Origin of the sequence: Mycobacterium sp. RTGN6 (assembly GCF_033804605.1) — a bacterium.
Lineage (GTDB): Bacteria > Actinomycetota > Actinomycetes > Mycobacteriales > Mycobacteriaceae > Mycobacterium.
Window position 1 is genome coordinate 239,110 of record NZ_JAPZKZ010000004.1, and the last position, 14,946, is coordinate 254,055.

Annotated in this window: 15 protein-coding genes; 9 read left to right on the forward strand and 6 right to left on the reverse strand. The window is 68.7% G+C overall.

The features are described from left to right. Positions 1 to 84: 84 nt before the first annotated feature. A complete protein-coding gene (locus SLQ33_RS12045; RefSeq protein WP_319454066.1) occupies positions 85 to 669 on the reverse strand; it encodes a hypothetical protein in 585 nt (194 codons plus the stop codon). Between the two features lie 512 nt (positions 670 to 1,181). Here SLQ33_RS12045 and mihF point away from each other — a divergent pair. The 5 genes from mihF (at position 1,182) to metK (ending at position 5,132) form a co-directional block, all read left to right on the forward strand. Next, entirely contained in the window at positions 1,182 to 1,505 is a 324-nt protein-coding gene (gene mihF / locus SLQ33_RS12050) for an integration host factor, actinobacterial type (protein ID WP_184433511.1), read from the forward strand. Between the two features lie 29 nt (positions 1,506 to 1,534). Further along, a complete protein-coding gene (gene gmk, locus SLQ33_RS12055; RefSeq protein ID WP_319454067.1) occupies positions 1,535 to 2,089 on the forward strand; it encodes a guanylate kinase in 555 nt (184 codons plus the stop codon). Between the two features lie 79 nt (positions 2,090 to 2,168). Further along, complete coding sequence (gene rpoZ / locus SLQ33_RS12060; RefSeq protein WP_319454068.1) at positions 2,169 to 2,468, forward strand: DNA-directed RNA polymerase subunit omega; 300 nt, start codon at positions 2,169 to 2,171, stop codon at positions 2,466 to 2,468. A 49-nt stretch (positions 2,469 to 2,517) separates the two neighbouring features. After that, positions 2,518 to 3,780 carry a bifunctional phosphopantothenoylcysteine decarboxylase/phosphopantothenate--cysteine ligase CoaBC gene (coaBC, locus tag SLQ33_RS12065; RefSeq protein ID WP_319454069.1) on the forward strand — a complete coding sequence of 421 codons (1,263 nt, stop codon included), beginning with the start codon at positions 2,518 to 2,520 and terminating at the stop codon, positions 3,778 to 3,780. A gap of 143 nt (positions 3,781 to 3,923) precedes the next feature. After that, positions 3,924 to 5,132: a methionine adenosyltransferase gene (metK, locus tag SLQ33_RS12070; protein ID WP_319454070.1), complete on the forward strand. Its 1,209-nt coding sequence runs from the start codon at positions 3,924 to 3,926 to the stop codon at positions 5,130 to 5,132. A 10-nt stretch (positions 5,133 to 5,142) separates the two neighbouring features. On the opposite strand, the gene SLQ33_RS12075 is transcribed toward metK, so the two are convergent. The 5 genes from SLQ33_RS12075 to SLQ33_RS12095 are packed head-to-tail and all read right to left on the reverse strand — an operon-like array spanning position 5,143 to position 9,843. Next, positions 5,143 to 6,624, reverse strand: a complete 1,482-nt coding sequence (locus SLQ33_RS12075; RefSeq protein WP_319454071.1) for an NAD(P)/FAD-dependent oxidoreductase — start codon at positions 6,622 to 6,624, stop codon at positions 5,143 to 5,145. A 49-nt stretch (positions 6,625 to 6,673) separates the two neighbouring features. After that, positions 6,674 to 7,558, reverse strand: coding sequence for a DUF732 domain-containing protein (locus SLQ33_RS12080; protein ID WP_319454072.1), 885 nt, complete (start codon positions 7,556 to 7,558; stop codon positions 6,674 to 6,676). A gap of 5 nt (positions 7,559 to 7,563) precedes the next feature. Next, positions 7,564 to 7,926, reverse strand: coding sequence for a hypothetical protein (locus SLQ33_RS12085; protein WP_319454073.1), 363 nt, complete (start codon positions 7,924 to 7,926; stop codon positions 7,564 to 7,566). Then, positions 7,923 to 8,894 carry an alpha/beta hydrolase gene (locus SLQ33_RS12090; protein ID WP_319454074.1) on the reverse strand — a complete coding sequence of 324 codons (972 nt, stop codon included), beginning with the start codon at positions 8,892 to 8,894 and terminating at the stop codon, positions 7,923 to 7,925. Before SLQ33_RS12090 ends, SLQ33_RS12085 begins: the two co-directional genes overlap by 4 nt. Positions 8,895 to 8,898: 4 nt before the next feature. Then, positions 8,899 to 9,843 (reverse strand): alpha/beta hydrolase, encoded by a 945-nt coding sequence (locus SLQ33_RS12095; RefSeq protein WP_319454075.1) that lies wholly within the window; start codon positions 9,841 to 9,843, stop codon positions 8,899 to 8,901. Here SLQ33_RS12095 and SLQ33_RS12100 point away from each other — a divergent pair. From SLQ33_RS12100 to SLQ33_RS12115, 4 genes are read left to right on the forward strand one after another with little or no spacing between them, the layout of a single operon-like run. Beyond that, a complete protein-coding gene (locus SLQ33_RS12100) occupies positions 9,842 to 10,573 on the forward strand; it encodes a lysoplasmalogenase (RefSeq protein ID WP_319454076.1) in 732 nt (243 codons plus the stop codon). The two genes, SLQ33_RS12095 and SLQ33_RS12100, sit on opposite strands and share 2 nt — an antisense overlap. Positions 10,574 to 10,623: 50 nt before the next feature. Continuing rightward, a complete protein-coding gene (locus SLQ33_RS12105; RefSeq protein WP_413467644.1) occupies positions 10,624 to 12,570 on the forward strand; it encodes a primosomal protein N' in 1,947 nt (648 codons plus the stop codon). Between the two features lie 27 nt (positions 12,571 to 12,597). Next, on the forward strand, positions 12,598 to 14,415 hold the full coding sequence (locus SLQ33_RS12110; RefSeq protein WP_319454078.1) for a DUF2207 domain-containing protein: 1,818 nt from the start codon (positions 12,598 to 12,600) through the stop codon (positions 14,413 to 14,415). Then, on the forward strand, positions 14,409 to 14,945 hold the full coding sequence (locus SLQ33_RS12115; protein ID WP_319454079.1) for a LemA family protein: 537 nt from the start codon (positions 14,409 to 14,411) through the stop codon (positions 14,943 to 14,945). Before SLQ33_RS12110 ends, SLQ33_RS12115 begins: the two co-directional genes overlap by 7 nt. Position 14,946 lies beyond the last annotated feature (1 nt).

Consider the following 14,946-nt stretch of genomic DNA (forward strand, 5'->3'; position numbering starts at 1 on the left):
GGAGGCGCGACGCCACGATGTCGATCATCGTAGGTCGCCGACCGTCACGGCGGACGGCCCTTTCGAGCCGCCGCCGCGCTAGTCCTACAGCGGAATCCAGATGCCGAAGAACCAGAAGCCCCAGTTGTTGAAGTCGGGGTTGAAGATCGGCGACACCCAGCTGCCGTTGTAGTTGAACGGCTGGTGGTCGAACCGACCCTGATCGATGCCGCGCCAGCCGAGGTCCGGCGGCGGCGGGGGAGGCGGGCCACCCGGGTCGCCCCAGTGACCGCGACCGGGTTCGTTGCCCCACGGTCCGTCTGGTCCGCCGGGCCCACCGAATCCTCCGGGTCCACCGGGTCCACCGGGTCCGCCAGGGCCGTCGTGCCTACCAGGGTCGCCGGGTCCGCCCTGGCCCGGGGGCGGACCGCCAGGCCCGCCGGGTCCGCCAGGACCACCGTCGTGTGGCGGCTGTCCGCCAGGACCACCGTCGTGTGGCGGCTGGCCACCGGGACCGCCCGGTCCACCGGGACCGCCCGGTCCACCGGGTCCACCCGGTCCTTGGCAGTTGCCGAACTGGCCGCACGGCGGTCCCGGTTGTGCGGCCGCGACGCCGACCCCCGCTGTCAGCGTGGCGACACCTAGGCCAACGGCGATCGCGGAGGCACAGGTCAGGCGCTTGAGCTCCATGGCCATCATTTCCTTTCGCCCCCACAGGGGGGCCGTGATCATCCCGACTGCCGCACGCTATGGAGCCAAGCTGTGTGTGAGCTTTTTCCTGGTTATGAGTGCCCCCACAGGTTGCTGATGTGACGGGTGTTAACTCGTGTGACGGATGTGACAAGGAGCGCGGCCGATCTTGGCGTCCCGACACGCCCGACACGCCGTGACCAGCAGAAATTTCTAATTCTTTGCCTCGGCCGGGCTGCCCGGTGGCGCTGCTGGACCCGCGCGCCGTCCGGAGCTGCGCCGCCGAGGCGGTCAAAACCCTTGATACGCAGGCACATCGACGGGACGAAGCCGACTTGGGGCGGCGTTGCGCGCGGAATATGGGCCTGTCAGGGGCGTGGCGCGGCGCAATACACGCTGGACTTTTGGCCCCGTAACCAGGGGGTGGGGTTAGCTTTCGTCAGCCAGCGTGGGTACGGTCGTCGTCGCTGGCTGGTTCTCTACCAGTCAAGACACGAGATACGGAGGAAACCGTGGCCCTTCCCCAGTTGACCGACGAACAGCGCGCGGCAGCGTTGGAGAAGGCTGCTGCCGCACGTCGACTGCGTGCCGAACTCAAGGATCGGCTCAAGCGCGGCGGCACCAACCTCAAGCAGGTACTGAAGGACGCCGAGACCAACGAAGTCTTGGGCAAGATGAAGGTTTCCGCATTGCTGGAAGCCCTGCCCAAGGTCGGCAAGGTCAAGGCACAGGAGATCATGACCGAGCTGGAGATCGCCCCGACCCGCCGCCTGCGCGGCCTCGGAGATCGTCAGCGCAAGGCCTTGCTGGAGAAGTTCGACTTCACGGCTGATTAAGCCGGCCTAGGGACCGGACGGCGCTTGCGATGAGTCAGGTCGTAGTGCTGTCTGGTCCCTCTGCCGTCGGGAAGTCGACCGTGGTGCGTTGCCTCCGCGAGCGTGTTCCCGACCTGTACTTCAGCGTCTCCGCCACCACCAGGGCGCCCCGACCGGGCGAGGTCGACGGCGTCGACTACTCATTCGTCACCCCCGAGCGGTTCCAGCAGTTGATCGACGACGGCGAACTGCTCGAGTGGGCGGAGATCCACGGTGGCCTGCACAAATCCGGTACCCCCGCGGGACCGGTGCGCGAGGCCGCTCGCCTCGGTCGTCCCGTGCTCGTCGAGGTCGATCTGGCTGGCGCGCGCGCCGTAAAACAGGCCATGCCCGAGGCACTCACGGTGTTCCTGGCTCCGCCCAGTTGGGCGGCCTTGGAGAGCCGACTCGCAGGCCGAGGCACTGAGAGCCCCGAGGTAATGGCTCGCAGGCTTGCCACCGCAAGGGCAGAACTGGCCGCTCAGGACACGTTCGACACGGTGGTCGTCAACAGCCAATTGGAATCTGCCTGCTCAGAATTGGTATCCTTGCTGGTGGGCCGTTGACCGTTGCTGCACCTCGACGTGGTGCGACCCAGTCCGACAGCCATTTGACATCCAAGCGAAAACGCCAGGAGATTTCTTCGTGAGCAACCCTGTCGAGAGCATCGACTCCGACGCCGCCAACGCCTACGACACCCCGCTGGGCATCACAAACCCGCCCATCGACGAGCTGCTCGATCGCGCGTCGAGCAAGTATGCGCTGGTCATCTATGCCGCGAAGCGTGCGCGTCAGATCAACGACTACTACAACCAACTCGGTGACGGCATCCTCGAGTACGTCGGCCCGCTAGTCGAGCCGGGCCTTCAGGAGAAGCCGCTGTCGATCGCGATGCGCGAGATTCACGCCGACCTGCTCGAGCACACCGAGGGCGGCGAGGGCTAGGCCCTCCGGCGCTGGCCGCGGCGATGAGCCTCTCGGGCGAAGAGCAGACATGAGCGAGCGCAAGCGCGTCGTCGTTGGCGTGGCGGGAGGCATCGCCGCCTACAAGGCGTGCACCGTCATCCGTCAGCTCGCCGAAGCCGGGCACTCCGTCCGCGTCGTGCCCACCGAATCGGCGCTGAAGTTCGTCGGCGCCGCGACCTTCGAGGCGCTGTCCGGCCAGCCCGTGCGCACCGGAGTGTTCTCCGACGTCGACGAGGTGCCGCACGTGCGCATCGGCCAGGAGGCCGATCTCGTCGTCATCGCCCCCGCGACCGCCGACCTGCTGGCACGGGCCGTCGCAGGACGCGCCGACGACCTGCTGACCGCCACGCTGCTGACCGCCCGATGCCCCGTGATGTTCGCCCCCGCGATGCACACCGAGATGTGGTTCCACCCGGCCACCGTCGACAACGTCGCCACGCTGCGCCGTCGTGGGGCGATCGTGCTTGAACCGGCGTCCGGGCGGCTCACCGGGGCCGACACGGGCGCGGGCCGGCTCCCCGAGGCCGAAGAGATCACCACGCTGGCCCACCTGCTGCTCGAGCGGTCCGACGCGCTGCCCCACGACCTGTCCGGGGTGAAGGTGCTCGTCACCGCGGGCGGTACCCGCGAACCCATCGACCCGGTGCGGTTCATCGGCAATCGGAGCTCGGGCAAGCAGGGCTATGCAATGGCCCGCGTGGCCGCGCAGCGAGGCGCCGACGTGACGCTGATCGCGGGCAACACGGCCGGCCTGGTGGATCCCGCGGGTGTCGAGGTCGTTCACATAGGTTCGGCCAGCCAGTTGCAAGATGCGGTGTCCAAACACGCTCCCGACGCGAACGTGCTCGTCATGGCAGCGGCCGTCGCCGACTTCCGTCCGACGCACGTCGCCACCACCAAGATCAAGAAGTCCCACGAACCTGGGACCACCACCGACGCTCCCGTGATCGAACTCACCCGCACCGACGACGTGCTCGCGGGCGCGGTCCGGGCCCGCCGCGACGGCCAACTGCCCAACATGCGTGCCATCGTGGGCTTTGCCGCGGAGACCGGCGACGCCAACGGCGACGTGCTGTTCCACGCGCGCGCGAAGCTGCAGCGCAAGGACTGCGATCTGCTCGTCGTCAATGCCGTCGGTGAGGGCAAGGCGTTCGAGGTGGACAACAACGACGGATGGCTGCTGGCGGCCGACGGCAACGAGGTCGCGCTGGAGCACGGCTCGAAGACTTTGATGGCCAGCCGTATCGTGGACGCGATCGTGGCCTTCTTGGACAACGGTGACGGGCAATGAGGGTTTGCCCGAGGAGCATCGATGGGTGACGCGAAGCACCCGACACGCTGCGCGTAAGGGTTGCGCGTAGCGGAGGCGCAGGGTTGGCTGCATCGAAATACAGATATGATTCGCTTAACTAACCATTGGAGAGGGATTACACCGTGAGCAAAGGTCGGCTGTTTACCAGTGAGTCGGTAACCGAGGGACACCCCGACAAGATCTGTGATGCCATCAGCGACTCGGTGCTCGACGCGCTGCTCGCGCAGGATCCCAAGTCCCGCGTCGCGGTGGAGACACTCGTCACCACCGGTCAGGTGCACGTCGTCGGCGAGGTCACCACCACGGCCAAGGAGGCCTTCGCCGACATTCCGAAGACCGTGCGTGAGCGCATCCTCGAGATCGGCTACGACTCGTCGGAGAAGGGCTTCGACGGCGAGACGTGCGGCGTCAACATCGGCATCGGAGCGCAGTCGCCCGACATCGCGCAGGGCGTGGACACCGCGCACGAGGCGCGCGTCGAGGGGGCCGGCGACCCGCTGGACGCCCAGGGCGCGGGCGATCAGGGGTTGATGTTCGGCTACGCCATCAGGGACACCCCCGAACTCATGCCACTGCCGATCGCGATCGCCCACCGGCTGGCCAGGCGGCTGACCGAGGTGCGCAAGAACGGTGTGCTGGACTACCTGCGGCCCGACGGCAAGACCCAGGTCACGGTGCAGTACGACGGCACAACCCCGGTGCGCCTCGACACGGTGGTGCTCTCGACGCAGCACGCCGCGGGCGTCGACCTGGACGCGACGCTGACCCCCGACATCCGGGAGAAGGTCGTCAACACGGTGCTGGCTGACCTGAACCACGACACGATGGACACCTCGGACTTCCGGCTGCTGGTCAACCCCACCGGCAAGTTCGTGCTCGGCGGCCCGATGGGCGACGCCGGCCTGACCGGCCGCAAGATCATCGTCGATACCTATGGCGGCTGGGCCCGCCACGGCGGCGGCGCGTTCTCCGGCAAGGATCCGTCGAAGGTGGACCGTTCGGCCGCGTACGCGATGCGCTGGGTGGCCAAGAACGTGGTCGCAGCCGGGCTGGCGGAGCGAGTCGAGGTCCAGGTGGCCTACGCCATCGGCAAGGCGGCACCCGTCGGACTGTTCGTCGAGACGTTCGGTAGCGAGACCGTCGACCCCGCGCGCATCGAGAAGGCCATCACGTCGGTCTTCGACCTGCGGCCCGGTGCGATCGTCCGCGACCTGGACCTGCTGCGCCCGATCTACGCTCCGACCGCCGCGTACGGCCACTTCGGCCGCACCGACGTGGACCTGCCGTGGGAGCGGACCGACAAGGCCGACGAACTGAAGGCCTCGGTCTAGTTCTCTCGCGCTAGGAACTGAACTCGTAGTCCTCCAGCGGGAAGCGGCGGCTACGCCAGTACGCCTCGGCGGTGGTGGTCGGCCGCAGCGGCACATCGCCGTTCTTGTCGAAGTAGTAGCTGTTGGCCTGGCTGCAGCTGTCCTGCCAGAAGATCTGGCGATGCCGCTTGCGCATCATCTCGGCGAAGTAGCGGTCGTTGGCCTCCTGCGACACCTCGACCCGCGTCGCGGCCTCCTGCGCCGCCCGTTCGAGGCACCGCACGATGTGGTGGGTCTGTGTCTCGATGAGCGCGAAGTAGGACGAGCCGACGTAGCCGTACGGGCCGCACACCGAGAAGAAATTCGGAAACCCGGGGACGCTGACGCCTTCGTAGGCTTGCATGCGGTTCTCGTTCCAGAAGTCGGCCAGCGACCTCCCGCCCGTACCGGTCAACCCGAAGGTCCCGGAATCGATGTCCATCACCTTGAACCCGGTGGCCAGGATCAGCACGTCGACGTCGCGGGTGGCGCCGTCGGTGGTGGCCACCCCGGATCCGGTGACCTTGTCGATGGGCTCGGTGACCAACTCGACGTTGTCGCGGTTGTAGGTCGACAAGTACGTGTTGTGGAATCCCGGCCGTTTGCACCCGACCGCGTAGCGCGGCGTGAGTTTGTCGCGCACCTCGGGATCGTGGACCTCGCGCTTCAGGTATGCCCTGCCCATTCGCTCGGCTCGGTCGGCCAGTGGGAACACGGAGTAGTACTGGGCGGAGATCGTGAAGGTCAGTTCGACGTAGGCCTGGCTGAGCCACCGCTGGAGCACCTTGCCGCCGGGGATGCGCATCGCCCACCGGGCCGGGGCGGGCAGTGGTACGTCGAGCTTCGGCATGCACCAGATCGGGGTGCGCTGAAACACGGTGAGCTGCTCGACGATCGGCGCGAGCTCCGGGATCACCTGCACCGCGGAAGCGCCCGTGCCGATGATCGCGACCCGCTTGCCCGACAGGTCCTGTGAGTGGTCCCACCGTGCGGTGTGCATCGTGATGCCTGCGAAGCTGTCGACGCCGTCGATATCGGGCAGGTTCGGCACCGTCAGCACGCCCGCTGCGTTGACGAGGAACCGGGCGCTCAGCGACTCATGGGAATCGAGTTCTATTCGCCAGCAATCGGATTCGTCGTCGAACGTCGCTCCCGTCACCAAGGTGTTGAAACGGATCTTGCGGCGCAATTCGTACTTGTCGACGCAGCGCTCGGCGTACGCCTTGAGCTCGCCGCCCTTGGCGTAGGTGCGCGACCAGTCCGCGCTCTGCTCGAAGGAGAACTGGTACGAGAACGACGGAATGTCCACGGCGATACCTGGATACGTGTTCCAGTACCAGGTGCCACCGGGCTCGTCGCCGGCCTCGACGATCAGGTAGTCGCTCAACCCGGCCTTGTCGAGTTCGATGGCCGCGCCGATACCGGAGAACCCGGCGCCGACGATGAGGGTGTGGAAGTCGGGTGAATCCGTCACACGACTCAAGCTACGCCGCCGACGCAGAAAACGGTACCGCCGGTACCGGCTAATGGCCCAAACGAATCCGAACCCCCTGATGCAGCAGCTGGCTGAACGAATAGCTGAAGTCGCCGCGATGGCCCACCGAGACCACGTACCGCCCCTGGCCCTCCGTCACCGGAAAGGTGAACGGGAAAGTGCACGTCGAGCGGTCGCCGTTGCCGGGACCGAGCGTCGTCGTGCTCAGGATCTCGCCCTTGCCGTTCTTCACGATGACCTGAGTTTGCGGTCCCACGTCGGAGTAGCCGTCGGTTCCGACACAGGACGACCCGTCCGTCCCGATGGATCGGGTGTATTCGTTCGACCCCGAGTCGGTCAGCACGAAGGCGCCGGACACGGTGGCCGTTTCCAGGACGTGGAAGCCCTCCGAGAACCGCGGACAGAAGGCGTCGACGGCGAGCTTGTCCGCAGGCAGCCCCTGCTGGGGTCCGCCGTCGTCCAGCGTTCGGCAGACCTGCCTGCCGTGCGCCACTGCGTTGGCGTCGGAGTTGAACTGGTCGGCCAACCCTGCGTCCCTCAACGCCGCGAGATAGTGCGCGTCGGGTGGCTCCGGTGCGGGGTCCGACAGCAGCAGTACCCACACCACTAGTGCAAGCAGGACGATGACCGCCACGGCACCGCCGGTGCCCATCCACGTCGACCGCGCGCTGGTCCTGCTGGATCGGGGAAGGGCGACGAACCGCGGAAGCATCCGACCGCCGTCGTGGTCGGATGCTTCGGTCCTACCGTCGCGGACGCGATCGGTCGGACGGCCCGCCGTGTAGTAGCGGCCCTCGTGCCGCGCCGTCGGGTCGGGCCGCCAACCCGTCGGGACCGGGGAGCCGCGTGGCGAACCGCACCGGGCGCACGCGTCGGCCTCGCCGAGCTCGAGACCGCAGTACGGGCAGAACATGGCCGTCAGTCGGTCGGCCAGCGGCTGTCGGCCTTCGCGGCGTCCACCTCGCGCTGGCCTGCCGGTCGCATCCGGCCCGCGTCCACCAGCCGTTCCACCCGTTCGACGTTCGACTTCGACCAACCGCTCTTCGGCTTGCGGGGACTGAATCGCTGGATGCGCGACACGTCGTCGTGGCCGCGGGCGAGGCTGTCGATCCAGCCGAAGCACAGCGCGATCTCGACCGCCTCGCCGTACGACAGCGGAACCGCGCCCGCTGCCTTGTTGAACAGTCGCAGCCATACCTCGGCGGTGTCGTCGTGGTGCTGCTCGAGCCAGTCCTCCCACTGCAAGGGCGATCCGACGTCGAGCACGAACCGCTCGGTCATGGGGTGGGGTGCAGCGCCGCCTTCAACGCTGCCAGTCCGCGGTCGGTGGCCTCCGCTGCGGCGGGAACCGCGAGCGCCAGGCTGATGAACCCGTGCGCCATCGTTGGCTCGTTGCTCAACACGACCGAAACACCAGCGGCCGCAAGCAGTTCCGCGTACTTGCCGCCGTCGTCGCGAAGCGGATCGTGCTCGGCGGTGCCGATGTACGCCGGGGGCAGTCCGGCCAGTGACTCTGCGTTGCCCGGTGCCAGGTCCGTCGGAAGGGTGGTGGAGTCGCTCATGTCGACGTCCGGCAAGTACCACGCCAGGAACGCGGCGATGACGTCGGGACTGAGGATCGGCGCGTCGGCGTTCTCGGTGAACGACGGCGCTGACTGATCACCCACCACCGACGGGTACCAGAGCAGCTGGAACACCAACGGTGGCCCGCCGGCGTCGCGGGCCCGCAACGCCATCACGGCGGCCAGGTTGCCGCCAGCCGAATCGCCGGCCACCGCGACGCGAGCGGGATCCCCGCCGAGTTCGGCCGCGTGCTCGCCGACCCACTGCAGGGCCGCCCATGCGTCCTCGACGCCCTGGGGGAAGGGATGTTCCGGAGCCAGCCGGTAGTCGACCGACACCACGATCGCCTCGGCGCCGACGGCGTGGGCGCGGGCCACGTGATCGTGGGTGTCCAGATCACCGATCGACCAGCCGCCGCCGTGGTAGAAGACGACGACCGGAAGGTTGTCGTGAGCGTCGATCGGCGGCCAGTAGACGCGGACCGGAACGTCGGCGAGTTCCCCGAAGCCAACGGTCCGTTCCTCGATCCGCATGTCCGGCAACAGCTCCGCGGGCGGCTTGATGGCGCGGAGTTTCTCGCGGGCCACCTCGATGCCGTCTTCGATGGTGAACTCGAGGGGCATCGCATCCAGCAGCATCTTGAGGATCGGGTCGATGTCGGGCCGCGTGGCCGAGGTGTCCGTCATGAGCTCAAACTAGCGCGACGCGAAGCGCGGCGAGTCCGCGTTCGACGGCTTCGGTGGCCGCAGGCACGACACCGGCGTAGCCGAGGTAGCCGTGTACCAGGCTGGCGGCGTTGTGGGCCTCGACGGGCACTCCGGCGGCGGCCAGCAGCTCGCCGTAGCGCAGGCCGTCGTCGCGCAGTGGGTCGTGGCCCGCAACGGCGATGTACGCCGGCGGAAGGTCGGCCAGTGACTCGGCGCGGGCGGGTATCAACGTGGCGGGCGCGTGCGCGAGCTCGACGTGGCCTGCGTACCAGCGGGAGAACCCGCCGACCGAATCTCGGTTGAGCACCGGTGCGTCGGCGTTCTCGGTGAACGACGGCAACGAGGTGTCCCACGTGGTCGCCGGATACCACAGCAGCTGAAACCGGATCGGCGGCCCACCAGCGTCGCGCGCCAGCTGCGCCACCACGGCGGCCAGGTTGCCTCCAGCGGAGTCACCCACGACGGCAAGGCGTTTCGGGTCGGCACCGAGCTCGGCGGCGTGCTCGTAGGCCCATTGCGTTGCGGCCCACACGTCGTCGACGGCGGCGGGGTACGGGTGTTCGGGTGCGAGTCGGTAGTCCACCGACACCACCAGCGCGCCGGTGGCTGCGGCGTGCAGTCGCGCGGTGCCGTCATACGTGTCGAGGTCCCCGACGACCCATCCGCCGCCGTGGAAGAACATCACCACCGGCGGCGGCGTGTCCGCGGCCTCCGGCGGCCAGTACAACCTGACTGGGATCGGGCCCGCCGGACCGGCGACGGTGCGGTCCTCGACGCGCACTTCGGGGTGTACGGGCCGACGCGGCAGGTCGCGGAATCGTTGCCGGGCCGCCTCGGCGCCTCCGTCGGTTGTCAATTGGAACGGCACCGCTTCCAGTACCTTCTCCAGGATGGCGTCGAGAGCGGGTTTGTCGTCGGCGACCGGCATGGGCACACCGTACGCACCGCGGCGAACGCGCTCGCTGTGGGTCGCGGCTGCCGTCGTCGGGGTGGGCTACGGGCTGTTTCTGATCGCCACCGCGGTACGACTGCCCTCGGGTGCCGAGCTCACCGGCCAGTTCGCCCTGCAGCCAGCCGTCAAGGCGCTCCCCGCGGTACTGCTTGCCGTGGCGGCGGCGAGCCACCCCATCAGGCGGGAACGCCGTTGGCTGGTGCTCGCGCTGGGGTTCTCGGCCGCCGGTGACTTCCTGCTCGCGATGCCGTGGTGGGAGCCGTCGTTCGTGTTGGGTCTCGGCGCGTTCCTGGTTGCCCACCTCTGCTTCCTGGCCGCGCTACTCCCGCTGGTCGCCCGCACACCTGGCCGGATGACGGCCGCGGGCGTGCTGGTCTGCGTGTGCGTGGCGCTGCTGGTGTGGTTCTGGCCCCGGCTGGCCGCCGAGGGGATGGCGGTGCCGGTGACGCTGTACATCGCGGTGCTGGGCGCGATGGCGTGCGCCGCGCTGCTGGCCCGGCTTCCGACGCCGTGGACGGCGCTTGGCGCGGTGTGCTTCGCCTGCTCGGACGGCATGATCGGAATCGGCAAGTTCGTGCTGGGCTCCGAGGCGCTGGCCGTGCCGATCTGGTGGGCGTACGCCGCGTCCCTGCTGTTGATCACCGCCGGTTTCCTGTTCGGTCGGGGTGGCGTCGCGTCGGACGGCTCTGCTACACCGGCTGCGTGACCACCACCAGGCAGGCGGCCGAGCTCGAGCCCATCGCTCGCGTGCTCCCGATGCTGTCGGTGCCTCACCTCGATCGCGATTTCGACTACCTGGTCTCCGCCGAGCAGTCCGACGACGCCCAACCGGGCGTTCGGGTCAGGGTCCGCTTCCACGGCCGGCTCGTCGACGGGTTCGTACTCGAACGACGTTGGGACACAGACCATGTCGGAAAACTCGGCTGGCTCGACAGAGTGGTGTCCGCGGAACGGGTGCTGACCCCCGACGTGCGCAGGCTCGCCGACGCCGTCGCCGCACGCTACGCGGGCACCCGGGCCGACGTTCTGCGGCTGGCCATCCCGCCGCGCCACGCAAACGTCGAGAAGCAGAGCGTCCCCGAACTGGCGCTGCCGGTGACACCAGACGTCGACCGCGCCGGCTGGGACGTCTACGGCAGTGGTAGCGGGTTCCTCGACGCGCTGCGGGAGGGCCGAGCGGCACGTGCGGTGTGGCAGGCCCTGCCGGGGGAGGCCTGGGCCGACCGGCTCGCGGAGACGGCGGCCACGGTCGTGGGCTCTGGAAGGGCCGCGCTGGCCATTCTCCCCGATCAACGCGACGTGGACGTGCTCGCCGGTGCCGCGGGCCGTCACGTCGACCCGGCTCGGGTGGTCGCCCTGTCCGCGGGCCTTGGACCTGCCGAGCGGTACCGGCGTTGGCTGGCCACGCTGCGGGGCGACGCTCGGTTCGTGATCGGGACCCGCAGCGCGGTCTTCGCACCGGTCGCCGCGCTCGGCCTGGTGATCGTCTGGGACGACGGCGACGACAGCCTCGCCGAACCACGGTCGCCGTATCCGCACGCGCGCGAGGTCGCGATGCTGCGCGCCCACCAATTGCGCTGTGCGGCACTGATCGGCGGCTACGCGCGCACCGCGGAGGCCCACGCCCTGGTGCGCAGCGGATGGGCACACGACCTGGTCGCGAACCGCGCGGTGGTGCGGGCCAGGGCCCCGCGGGTCACGGCGCTGGAAGACAGCGCATTCGCGCAGGAACGCGACGCCGCCGCGTACACCGCGAGACTGCCGTCGATGGCGCTGGCAACCGCGCGCACGGCGCTCGCGGCCGAGCGCGCGGTGCTCGTTCAGGTGCCGCGACGGGGATACGTGCCCGCACTCGCCTGCGGCAAGTGCCGGACCATCGCCCGCTGTCGCCACTGCACCGGGCCGATGTCGCTGCCCGACCGCGACACCACCGGCGCGGTGTGCCGTTGGTGTGGTCGCGCCGAGTCTGCGCTGCGCTGCGTGCGGTGCGGCTCCGACGCCGTGCGCGCGGTGGTGGTGGGTGCCCGACGCACCGCCGAGGAGCTGGGCCGGGCATTTCCCGGCACCACCGTGATCACGTCGGGCGGCGACGCCGTGATGACGGAAGTGCCCGCCGAGCCTGCGCTCGTCGTCGCCACTCCCGGCGCCGAACCGCGGGTGCCCGGTGGATACGGTGCTGCGCTCCTGCTCGACGGCTGGGCGCTGCTCGGACGACAGGACCTGCGGGCGTCAGAGGACGCGCTGCGCCGCTGGATGGCGGCGGCCGCGTTGGTGCGCCAGGGGGACGACGGTGGCTTGGTTGCGGTGGTTGCCGAGTCGGCGATCCCGACGGTGCAGGCGCTGATCCGCTGGGATCCGGTGGCGCACGCCGAGTCCGAGCTCGAGTCGAGGGCCGAAGTCGGGCTGCCGCCCGCCGTGCATCTGGCCGCAGTCGACGGCACTCCCGTCGCGGTGGCGGCGTTCCTGGAGGTGGCGCAGTTGCCCGATGGCGCGGACGTGCTCGGTCCCGTCGACCTGCCGTCGGGGGCCCGGCGCCCGTCGGCCAACACCGGCGACGACGTCGTGAGCCGGATGCTGGTGCGGGTGCCGCGAAACGAGGGGCTCGCCTTGGCGGCGGCGTTACGCCGGGCGACCGGGGTGCTCAGCGCGCGACGCGACCAGCAGCCCGTTCGCATTCAGATCGATCCCTTGCACATAGGGTAGGGCGGACGACTTGGCGAGGAGGTGGGTGTGCGGCGGATTTTCGGGTGGTTGATCCTCTTGGGGCTCATCGCCGTTGGGTTGTTGTGGCCGTTGGTCCTCAGTAGCGGCACCACCAACTCGCCGGCCAGTGATCCGGTGGTGTTCAGCGACTTCGACGCCGACTTCACCGTGCGCGACGACGGCACGCTCGACGTCGTCGAGACCATCACAGGTGAGTTTCCGTCCGGTCGCCACGGCATCTTCCAGTACTGGGACACCGCCAACCAGAACGACCCCCGGGTGCGCCAGACGCCTGAGTTCAGCTCGATCCTGATGGACGGCGAACCCGCCCCGTACCGAATGCTGTGGGAGCAGGACGACCGCTTGCGCGTCGCCAAGATCGGCTCCCCGGACAGCACGCTGTCGTCGGGCACTCACGTCTACGAGATCCGCTACACCATTCCTGGGGTGCTCGACCCGGGCAGCACCGGCGAGCACCGGCGCTTCGCGCGCTCCGTCGGCGAGCCCAACTCGACGTCGACGTTCTTCTGGAACGTCGTCGCAGGATCCTGGAACAACCACATTCGGCGGGTCCACATCACGGTGCATCTGCCCGGGGACGCGACCGGCGCCCAGTGCTCGGTCGGCTTCGGTGTCGGAAAACCGTGCACCGACCTCGCCACGTCTGGTGACACGGTCGAACTCATCGCCACCGACCTTCCGCCCCGCACCCCCGTGACGCTGCGCGCGGGCGTGGACGTCCCGACCCCGCCCCGCGAAAGCCGTCCGTGGCCGTACACGTGGGATCGCATCCTCGGTCAATCGGTCACGGGCGCCGCATGGGTGTTGGGGCTGGCGGTCGTCGCGGGCTTGGGCGCGTTCCTCTGGTACCGCACCACCGTCGAGCCCGACCCCGGTTTCCCCGTGCAATACTCGCCGCCAGCCGGGCTCGGCCCGGTTCAGCTCGAATACATCCGCACGGAGAGCGTGCCCCGCGAAGGATTGACTGCCACGCTGTTCTACCTCGCCGAGCGCGGGCTCATCGCACTGCAGCAGGTCAATGACAAGCAGTGGACCATCCGCAGCATCGCCGACCGCGGCGCCTGGGCCGACGTCGATTCGGTCAGCGTTGCGGTCGGGCACGCGCTCGCGATCAACACTCCGGGTGCCGTATTCGAGGCGAAGCACACGGCGACGTCCGGAAAGAAACTGAGCAGGGCCAAGACCGACATGGCCGCCGCTGTCCAGAAGTGGGCCATCGACGACGGCCTGATGGTCAAGCGCAAGAAGGAACTCTGGGTTCGCACCGTCAATGCGCTGGCCGTTATCCTCGCCGTCTGCGGCTTCTTCCGGTGGGGCTTCCCAATCACTCTGTGGGGGCTTCCGTTCGCCGCCTTCTTCCTGTTCTCTAGGCGGGCGTGGTCCGACGGCGTCGGCACTCGACGGACCGAGGCGGGTCGTCAGCTGTGGTCGCAGGCAGGTGGCTTCCACCGGCTACTGGCTACCGACTCGGCGGAGACCAGGTTCGACTTCGCCGCGCGCAAGGACCTCTACACCGCGTACATCCCGTTCGCCGTGGCGGGCGGCGCCGCCGCACTGTGGGCCAAGAAGTACCAGGAGACGACGGGAGCGGTTGCCCCGCAACCGGATTGGTACTCCTCGTCATCCACGACCGGCTGGGGGTTCTCGTCCGGTTCCTCCGGTGGCCCGAATTTCGATAGCTTCGAGTCGGCGTTGTCGTCGTCGATCGGCGCCTACACCGCATCGCAGTCGTCGTCCTCGTCCAGTGGTGGGGGAGGTGGCGGCTCCAGCAGCAGTGGCGGCGGCGGTGGTGGTGGCGGCGGAGGAGGAGGTGGATCGTGGTGAGATTTCTGCTCATCCTGGTTCTGGCCATTGCGGTGCTGGTGCTCGTCGTCTTCGTGATGGGCTACAACAAGATTCGCACTGCGGACGTGCGCGTCGGCGAAGCACTGGCCGGTATCGACGTCGAGTTGACGCGACGGGCGTCGCTGATCCCCAGCCTGGTGCAGACCGTGCAGACGTTCGCCGTTCACGAACGAGGCATCCTCGACCACGTCACCAACGCGCGCGCCGCGCTGACGTCGGCCACCGGCGGCAAATCGGTGGCACAGCGCAGTTCGGCCGAACGGGAACTGGACACCGCGCTGGGGCCGGTGTTGGCGCTCGGCCAGAGCTACCCGCAGTTGAACTCGTCGAACAACTTCCTTCAGCTGCAGGAGAACCTGACCGACACCGAGGACAAACTGGCGTTCGCCCGGCAGTACTACAACGATGCGGTAGCCACCCTCAACCGGCTCATCGCCACCATCCCCTGGATGTTCGTCGCGCCGCTCACCGGCGTGTCGGAGCGCGAGTACTACCAGATTCCGCAGTAGC